The following is a 9,222-nucleotide window of genomic DNA, read 5'->3' as shown; positions in this document are numbered from 1 at the left end:
GAAGGGCCTGCTTGCGTCGTGTGAAGCAGGTCTTTTCTTTGTTAATATGGAATTTAAGATTCGGAGATAAACAAAAGGGGCGGGAATAACATTCCCGCCCCTTTTGTTTCCTTTCGATTTGAGGTTTATGCAATGATTAGTTCTATTCCTGCTTCCTCTATGCTTTTTGCTACCGATGGCGAAATACCCGAGTCGGTGATGATGACATCGACTTGGTCGAGTGTGCAGATTTTCCCGAATCCTCTTTTCCCGAATTTGGAAGAGTCGGCAAGGACGATCGTTCGTAGCGAGGCTGCGATCATACGTTGATTGAGCCGGGCTTCGTCTATGTTCGAGGTCGTCAGCCCGAAATCGAGGTCTATACCGTCTACTCCCATAAATAGTTTGGAACAAGTAAGATTGTCGAATGCCTGTGCGGCTAAATCGCCGATGACCGAGAAAGAACTTTTTCGCAATGTTCCGCCGAGCTGGATCACATGAATGTGCTCGAAACGGTTGAGCAAAGTAGAGACGTTGAGCGAAGCCGTGACGACTGTCAGGTTTAGATCGTCTGTAATTTCTTCGGCGAATGCATACACTGTGCTTCCCGAGGCGACGATAATCGAGTCGTTCGGATCGAGTAGACGAATGGCTGTATGGGCGATACGCCGTTTGGCATCGCTGTTTATTCGCTCTTTAATATGTATATTGATATCTGCCGTGTGAGGGTTTACCGGACTGGCGCTTCCATGTGTACGAAATAGCAATTTCTTTTCTTCCAGTAATTTCAAGTCTTTTCGTATCGTTACAGGTGTCACGTCCAATTCGCGGGCGATATCTAAAACTTTCACGAACCCTTGCGCATTGAGCTTGTCAAGAATGTGTTTGTGTCTTTCGGCTATACTAAGCATAATAATATTATAATATTTGTTCCATACAAATGTAAAATTTATTTGAATAATGCACAAATAATATTGAGAATTTATTTTGAAAACGAAATGAAATATTATTGAAAAGAAAACGAAACGAAAAATTTTTACATTTTTTCTTGGTTTATACTTGCTTTTTTATTTTCTTTGTCACATAAAAAGAAAGTAATCGCAAGATTTAATAAGAAATCAAAAATCGAAAGATAAGAAAATGAAACGTGAAGGCTTGATAAAACAGATGGCCGAAGAAAAGAGACCATGGGATTTATTGATAATAGGTGGCGGTGCTACGGGCTTGGGCGTGGCGGTGGATGCTTCGAGTCGGGGATACCGTGTCCTATTGGTAGAACAACACGATTTTGCAAAAGCGACTTCGAGTCGAAGCACGAAGCTGGTACATGGAGGGGTTCGCTATTTGCAACAAGGCGATGTATCTATGGTTGTGGAAGCGTTGCATGAGCGTGGTCGCTTATGGCGCAATGCCCCCCATTTGGTAAAGGATATGCGTTTCATTATCGGCAACTATCGTTGGTGGGAACGTCCTTTTTATACCATCGGGTTGTGTTGTTACGATTTGTTGGCCGGGCGATTGGGCTTGGGACGGTCTTTGCCTTTGTCCAAGAAACAGACCTTGAAGGAGCTGCCGGGACTGCTGCACGATCATTTGCGCGGAGGCGTGGTTTACCACGACGGGCAATTCGACGATTCGAGAATGGCGATTACATTGATGCAGAGTGCTCATGACCACGGTGCGATATGCATCAATTATATGAAAGTAACGTCTTTGATTAAGAATGATTCTGGGAAGATTTGCGGGGCGGTTTTGGAAGATACTCTCGAAGGCGGAACGTATGAAGTAAATGTAAAAGGGGTAGTGAACGCTACCGGTGTTTATGTGGACGATATCATGCAAATGGATAAGCCGGAGAGTCGCAAGAAAGTACGTCCCAGTCAGGGAGTGCATATTGTAGTCGATGCCGCTTTCTTGGGAGGAAATTCGGCTTTGATGATACCGAAGACAAGGGACGGACGAGTATTGTTCGGTGTACCGTGGCATGGAAAGGCCGTATTGGGAACTACCGATACGCCATTGAATGAAAATTCATTAGAACCGAAGCCTCTGGACGAGGAGATAGATTTTATTCTCGATCAGGCGGGGCAGTATCTGACTCGTAAACCGAAACGCAGCGATGTATTGTCTGTGTTCGCCGGATTGCGGCCGTTGGCTGCTCCTACGCATAGCGATTCCAAAAAGACCAAAGAAATTTCACGGAATCATAAAATATATGTTTCCGATTCGGGAATGCTTACGATAACCGGAGGGAAATGGACCACTTATCGTCAGATGGCCGAAGAAGCGGTGAATAAAGTGGCTGCTTTGATCGGTTTGGAACCGAGAGCCTGTGTGACTCGTAAAATGCAATTACATGGTTACCGGGAAGAAGTGGACCGTTCGGTTTGGGATTACGTGTACGGTAGCGATGCCGACCAAATCGCAGCATTGATAGAAAACGATGCCTCGTTGGGAGAGTTGCTTCATATCGGATATACTTTCCGGGTAGCTCATGTTATTTGGGCTGTGCGGGAGGAGATGGCTCAAACGGTGGAAGATGTATTGGCACGACGTGTTCGGGCGCTCTTTATGGATGCTCGGGCTGCTATGGAAATGGCTCCTCGTGTAGCGGCTATTATGGCTCGTGAAATGGGAAAAGATAAAAATTGGGAAACGGAACAAGTTAAAAATTTTACCAATCTGGCAAAAAATTATATTTTAGCCTGATTTTTTAGAGAGAGGATAGTGTATGTTGAAGTTATTCCAACCGGCTCCGGTTATCGATCCGCTTCCCAAAGAACGGGTGGACAAGGAGTATAAGAAGTTAAGATTACAGGTCTTTCTCGGTATATTTATCGGGTATGCAGGTTATTATCTGGTACGTAAAAATTTTTCGATTGCCATGCCTGCACTCGAACAGATGGGTTTCGATAAGGCCGATTTAGGTTGGGCTTTGTCTGCCGTTTCGATAGCTTATGGTATCAGTAAGTTCGTGATGGGTACAGTTTCCGACCATAGCAATGCTCGTGTGTTCATACCTTTGGGATTGATAGCTTCGGCAGTGATTATGACTGTTATGGGTCTTATCCCGTGGACGGTCAGTTCGCTTTCTATCATGCTTATGTTCTGCATCTTATTTGTAAATGGTTGGGTGCAAGGTATGGGTTGGCCTCCGTGTGGCCGGGTGATGGTTCACTGGTTTTCTGTCCGGGAACGAGGCGTAAAGATGTCTATATGGAATATCGCTCATAATGTCGGTGGAGCTCTTATGGCTCCTTTGGCGGTTTTCGGTATTACCATTTTCGGAGTCTGGGGCGGAGCTTTCTATTTCCCGGCTATGGTTGCCGTAATCATTGCTGTAATTGCCTATTTACTGGTGCGTGATACGCCTCAATCCTGTGGATTACCGCCTATCGAACTATATAAGCCGGAAGAGTGTACTCAGGCATATTCCGCCGAACAGGAAAAGGAACTCTCTACCAAAGAAATTCTGTTCGGGCATGTTTTCAATAATAAGCTTTTGTGGATTATCGCTTTTGCCAATGCGTTTATCTATTTTGTACGTTATGGTGTGTTAGATTGGGCGCCGATGTATCTCGAACAGGTGAAGCACATGGATTTGGCGAATAGCAGTTGGTCGTATTTTGCGTTCGAAATAGCCGGTATTTTCGGAACTATACTTTGCGGTTGGCTTTCCGATAAAGTTTTTAAAGGCCGTCGCGGTCCGGTGACTATTATTTATATGTTGCTGGTTATGCTGGCGGTTTATATTTATTGGAATAGTGCTTCGGCGATGGTAACCAACGTAGCTATGGCTGCGATAGGATTTCTCATTTACGGTCCGGTAATGTTGATAGGAGTCTCGGCTTTGGATTTGGTTCCTAAAAAAGCGGCTGGTACGGCTGCCGGTTTCACGGGGTTGTTCGGCTATTTGCTAGGATCGGCCGTGTTTGCCAATATCGGTATGGGATATATTTTCGAGCATTTCGGTTGGGACGGAGGTTTTATTCTGTTGCTATCCGCTTGTGCCGTAACTGTTGTGTTAATGTTGTTTTGTAAGGAGAATCGTTTGTAAATAGTTAAAAGATAGCTTGTTAAAGGAATGGATTTTTCATTCCTTATAATAATATATAGAAACTTCTAATTTAATAAGAACCATAAATCAAAAAAATTATGAATTTACTAACGAACACACTGCACAGGAGATGGTCTTGTTTACTCTTGATTATCGCCTTTATGTCTGGTTTCCAGATGTTCGCACAGTCCGTGGGAGCCAGCAATCAGTTGACTGGTAGGGTCTTAGATGAATATGACCAACCGATTATCGGGGCTGTTGTTAAAGTTTCGGGTACCTCTATCGGTCGTTCGACCGATGCCGACGGTGCTTTTACTATGAAAGACATACCTGCTAATGCAACGTTGGAGGTTTCGTATGTCGGTTATGAAAAACAAAGTATTCCTGTAAATGGAAAAAACTTTGTTCTGGTTAAATTAAAAGAAGCCAATCAATTACTGAATGAAGTGGTTGTGGTGGGGTATGGTACGCAGAAAAAAGTCAATTTGACCGGAGCTGTGGGAACCATCAGTGCCAAAGAAATCAATGCTCGTCCGGTAAGTAACGTTGCCATGGCGTTGCAGGGAGCCGATCCTTCGATGAATTTGAAGATGTCTTCCGGTCGTTCCAGCAGTGGATATGATTTGAATATTCGTGGTGAATCGTCTATATCGACATCAAACACACCGCTGATTATGGTCGATGGAGTAGTGACCGAGTTGAATATGGTCAATCCCAACGATATCGAGTCAGTTTCTATTTTGAAAGATGCTTCGGCAGCTTCTATTTACGGTGCGACGGCTTCGAAAGGTGTGATTTTGATTACCACTAAGACAGGCTCGGATGCTGCCGGAAAGGCCAGTATAAGTTTTAACGGGCGTTTCGGTTGGTCGCAAAACACGACATCGACCGATTATATGACTACGGGCTACGATCAGGTAAGTTTGGTCGATAAGGCCTATTATTCGCAATATGCGACCAATTTTACCAATTATACCGAAGAGGAAATGCAAATGCTGTATGAGCGTCGCAACGACAAGACTGAGCATCCCGATCGTCCGTGGATCGTTTTGCAGGACGACGGTTCATATCGCTATTATGCCAACTTCGACTGGTACAATTATCTGTTCCGTAAAACTCGTCCCCAGCAGGAATATAACCTTTCGGTGAGAGGCGGTAACGATAAGGTGAAATATTATGTGAGCGGTCGTTATAATCGCGAGGAGGGTATTTTCAATATCAACCCAGATACTTATGACACTTATTCTACAAGAGCGAAACTCGATGTGAAAATCAAGCCGTGGTTACGCTATTCGACTAATATGAACTTTTTCTCTTCTTCGTATAAATACAGCGGTTTGTCGACCATAGACAATACGTTGATGGAAGTGGATAAAACTTTGATGGCATCATGGCCTGCCAAGACTCCCGAAGGTAAGGCTATTTATGCCGAGACACATGCCAATACTACCATTAATGGAACCCCTCCCTATTTGGTGGACAATCGCGCGCGCCATGCTAACAATCAAAAGTATATAATTATAGGAAATCGTTTTGATATCGATATTTTCAAGGATTTGGTATTGACGGTAGATTATAGTTATAAGTATCGTGGGCGATTGAATAAAGTTCGGAACCATAATTTGCACTATTCCAATAAGCAGGGTGAGGAAAAAACAATTGTTACCGGTAACTTCAAGGATTATTATCGGGAAAATCATTATGAGACGAACGAGCACAATTTGAATGTGTATGGAACTTATACTCATACATGGAACAAGGCGCATAATTTTACGGCATTGGCTGGTTATCAATATCGAGGTGCACGAGATACTTATCTGAGGTTGGAACAGTTGAATCTGTTGAGTGAGAATTTGTCGAGTTTTGCCAATGCGACAGGGGATATAACCCGAAGTCAGACAATTTCGGAATGGCGTAACAGTGGCTTTTTCGGTCGGGTGAACTACGATTATAAGAACCGTTATCTGTTGGAAGTGAGTGCCCGTTACGATGGCACTTCCCGTTTCCGTAGCGATCACCGTTGGGTGTTCGTCCCTTCTGCTTCTGCCGGTTGGCGTATCAGCGAGGAGAATTTTTGGGAACCTATTAGAGACGTAGTGGATAATACGAAAATACGTCTTTCTTATGGTAAATTGGCCAATCAGCATGGTGTCGATGAGTATGCTTATTTAGAGGAGATCAATACAGGTGGAACTTTGAATTATACGCTCGATGGGACGAGCAAATTGCAATATGCTTATCCAAGCGATCCTAAGACCAGTTATCTTACATGGGAGACGATCGCTACATGGAATATAGGTTTGGATATGTCGTTCCTCAATAGCCGATTGAATTTTACGGGCGATTATTTTATTCGGGATACCGAGGGTATGTTGGCTAAGTCGTATGTGTTGCCGAGCGTTTTCGGTGCTAAGGAACCCAAAGAAAATTGTGCCGATTTGCGCACTAAGGGTTGGGAACTTTCATTGAATTGGAACGATTCGTTCGCTTTGATGGGGAAACGGTTTAATTATACGGTGTCTGCCTCTTTGGGCGATAACAAAACGGTCATTACGAAGTATAACAATCCTGAAAAATTGCTTATCGACTATTATGAAGGTATGGTTTTGGGTGAAATTTGGGGCTATCGGATAGATGGGTTGTTTGCCTCGGACGAGGAGGCTACCGAATATACATCGAAAATCAATCAAGATTTCGTAAATGCCCGTATTTTATCGGATAAAGTGGAACCTTATTATCGTGCCGGCGATTTGAAATTCCGTGATTTGGACAATAATAATGTGATCAATAAAGGTGATGATACAGTATATGATCCGGGTGATAGAGAGATTATCGGTAACGAGACACCTCGTTATAATTATAGTTTTCGTTTAGGGGCCGACTGGAATGGTTTCGATTTAGGTATCTTCTTCCAGGGGGTAGGTAAGAGAGATTGGTATCCAAGTCATCTCTCCACCGGCTTCTGGGGACCTTATGCTCGGGCATTCACGAGCTTTATTCCCGAGAACTTTATGGATCAATGCTGGTCCGAAGAGAATCCCGGTGGGTATTTACCTCGTTTCCGCGGTTATCAGACTTTCGCCGATAGTCAGTTGGGTGTAAATAATGACCGTTATTTGCAGGATGCATCGTATATCCGTTTGAAAAACTTGACGGTGGGTTATACATTGCCGGTTTTGAAAAAGGTTTTTACCAAACTGCGTGTCTATTTTACCGGTGAGAACCTTTGGTACTGGTCGCCGATGAAAAAATATACCAAGTATATCGATCCGGAAGCTGCCGGAGGAAACGGTAACACGGGTATGGCTTATAACTATTCGAGAAATTTCTCGGTGGGTGTGGACATTACATTTTAACGATTAAAAACAGAACAACAATGAAAAAGTATTTATATATATTCTGTACGTTGACCGGGGCTGCTTTGATGGGTTGTACCGATTTGGACTTGATCCCCGAGGATACGATGGCTCCCGAAAATTATTTTTCGAGCGAAGAGGAGCTGCGTCTGTGGACGAATTCCTATTATGGTATGCTTCCCGGAGCCGATGATTTGAATGACATCTGTGCCGACGATGTCATCAAAAATATCTTGGATAACGAGATTTTAGGTAATCGTACTCCCGGTACCGAAAAAGCATGGGATTGGGAGGATTTACGTGTCATAAATACGTATTTCCAATGGTGTAAAAATTGTGACGATGTAAACGCACGTAATCATTACGATGGTTTCTCCCATTTTATGCGCGCTTACTTCTATTTCACGAAAGTACAGCGTTACGGCGATGTGCCTTATTACGACGAAGTAATCGGGTCGAAGGATAATGAACTGTTGTATAAACCCCGTGATTCTCGTAAATATGTGATGCAAAAGGTAATGGAAGATCTGGACCAAGCGATATTTATGTTGCCTGAGACGAAGACTCCGTATGAAGTGAACAAATGGACGGCTTTGGCACTGAAATCCCGCGCTGCATTGTTCGAAGGAACGTTCCGTAAATATCACAATTTGGGCGATTGGGAGGAAATGCTGAAACAATCGGCTGCCGCTTCGTTGGAATTGATTCAAAAAGGAGGATTCTCGCTTTATAAGACAGGTTCTACTCCGTATCGCGATTTGTTCGCACGGCTCGATGCTCCTGCCGAGGAAATCATCTTGGGACGTCGTTACAGTACGGAGCTTTCAGTCTTGCATAATTCTCAGTGCAATTCGATGACGGGTAATCAACGGGTATCGTTCACCAAACGTTTCGTAGATCATTATTTGATGGCCGACGGTTCTCGTTACACCGATAAGCCCGGGCATGAAAAGAATGAGTTCGTAGCCGAAGTGACCGGTCGCGATCCCCGTTTGTCTCAGACGATTCTGACTCCCGGTTACGTACAGAAAGGTACGACGAAGGAGATGATCAATACCTTGTCGAAGTTTACTTTGACCGGTTATCAATACATCAAATATGTGATGGAGCCGCAATACGACCAATCCAACAAATCGCCGATGTATTTCCCGTTGTTCCGTTTGGCGGAAGTTTATCTGAATTATGCCGAAGCTAAGGCCGAATTGGGAACGTTGACGCAGGACGATTTGGATATTTCGGTCAATCTGTTACGTGATCGGGCAGGAATGGGAGATGCTCATATCGATATGGACGAGGCGAATGCCAATCCAGATCCTTATTTGATGGCCGATGTGACCGGTTATCCCAATGTGACGAAAAGTGCGATGACCGGTGTGATTTTGGAAATACGCCGCGAACGTACGGTAGAGCTTTGTCTCGAAGGTTTCCGTTTGTTCGATATGATTCGTTGGAAAGAGGGTAAACAGCTTACCAACGAGTATCATGGGGTCTATTTCCCCGGAGAAGGTAAGTACGACTTGAACGGAGACGGAAAAATGGAAACAGCTATTTACAAGGATCAGGCTCCGTCGGGTTTGGGATTGACCAAATATAAATTGGGTGTGGATTTCTTCCTGACCAACGACACCGAAGGATATATGTGGCCTCACAAAGATGTGAAACGGACTTGGAATGAGGAACGTGATTATCTGTGGCCGATACCGACCGACGAACGTTCACTGAATCATAGTTTGACTCAAAACCCGGGTTGGGAAGACGGCTTGTCTTATTAAGCTATTTTGGGGAGAATGGAGGTGACTATCTCTGTTCTCCTCACTAAAAATAAATATT

Annotated in this window: 5 protein-coding genes; 4 read left to right on the top strand and 1 reads right to left on the bottom strand. The window is 44.0% G+C overall.

Annotation, left to right across the window (positions count from 1 at the left end; genetic code table 11):
* Positions 1 to 125 precede the first annotated feature (125 nt).
* Positions 126 to 890: a DeoR/GlpR family DNA-binding transcription regulator gene (locus HMPREF9448_RS04495; protein ID WP_040295879.1), complete on the bottom strand. Its 765-nt coding sequence runs from the start codon at positions 888 to 890 to the stop codon at positions 126 to 128.
* A gap of 229 nt (positions 891 to 1,119) precedes the next feature.
* On the opposite strand from HMPREF9448_RS04495, the gene HMPREF9448_RS04490 reads away from it, so the two are divergent.
* The 4 genes from HMPREF9448_RS04490 to HMPREF9448_RS04475 all read left to right on the top strand — a co-directional run bounded on the left by HMPREF9448_RS04490 (position 1,120) and on the right by HMPREF9448_RS04475 (position 9,164).
* On the top strand, positions 1,120 to 2,688 hold the full coding sequence (locus tag HMPREF9448_RS04490) for a glycerol-3-phosphate dehydrogenase/oxidase (protein ID WP_008861409.1): 1,569 nt from the start codon (positions 1,120 to 1,122) through the stop codon (positions 2,686 to 2,688).
* Between the two features lie 22 nt (positions 2,689 to 2,710).
* Entirely contained in the window at positions 2,711 to 4,036 is a 1,326-nt protein-coding gene (gene glpT, locus HMPREF9448_RS04485) for a glycerol-3-phosphate transporter (protein WP_008861408.1), read from the top strand.
* A gap of 98 nt (positions 4,037 to 4,134) precedes the next feature.
* Positions 4,135 to 7,392, top strand: a complete 3,258-nt coding sequence (locus HMPREF9448_RS04480; RefSeq protein WP_008861407.1) for a SusC/RagA family TonB-linked outer membrane protein — start codon at positions 4,135 to 4,137, stop codon at positions 7,390 to 7,392.
* 20 nt (positions 7,393 to 7,412) lie between these two features.
* Positions 7,413 to 9,164 carry a RagB/SusD family nutrient uptake outer membrane protein gene (locus HMPREF9448_RS04475; RefSeq protein ID WP_008861406.1) on the top strand — a complete coding sequence of 584 codons (1,752 nt, stop codon included), beginning with the start codon at positions 7,413 to 7,415 and terminating at the stop codon, positions 9,162 to 9,164.
* The last annotated feature ends 58 nt before the right edge of the window (positions 9,165 to 9,222 follow it).

Source organism: Barnesiella intestinihominis YIT 11860, from assembly GCF_000296465.1.
Lineage (GTDB): Bacteria > Bacteroidota > Bacteroidia > Bacteroidales > Barnesiellaceae > Barnesiella > Barnesiella intestinihominis.
Note: the sequence above shows the minus strand (reverse complement) of the source record. Positions and strands in the feature narration are given on the sequence as shown.

Coding starts and splice junctions, on each gene's coding strand:
- HMPREF9448_RS04490 (WP_008861409.1), top strand. CDS start 1,120: ATGAAACGTGAAGGCTTGATAAAACAGATGGCCGAAGAAAAGAGACCA.
- HMPREF9448_RS04475 (WP_008861406.1), top strand. CDS start 7,413: ATGAAAAAGTATTTATATATATTCTGTACGTTGACCGGGGCTGCTTTG.
- HMPREF9448_RS04495 (WP_040295879.1), bottom strand. CDS start 890: ATGCTTAGTATAGCCGAAAGACACAAACACATTCTTGACAAGCTCAAT.
- glpT (WP_008861408.1), top strand. CDS start 2,711: ATGTTGAAGTTATTCCAACCGGCTCCGGTTATCGATCCGCTTCCCAAA.
- HMPREF9448_RS04480 (WP_008861407.1), top strand. CDS start 4,135: ATGAATTTACTAACGAACACACTGCACAGGAGATGGTCTTGTTTACTC.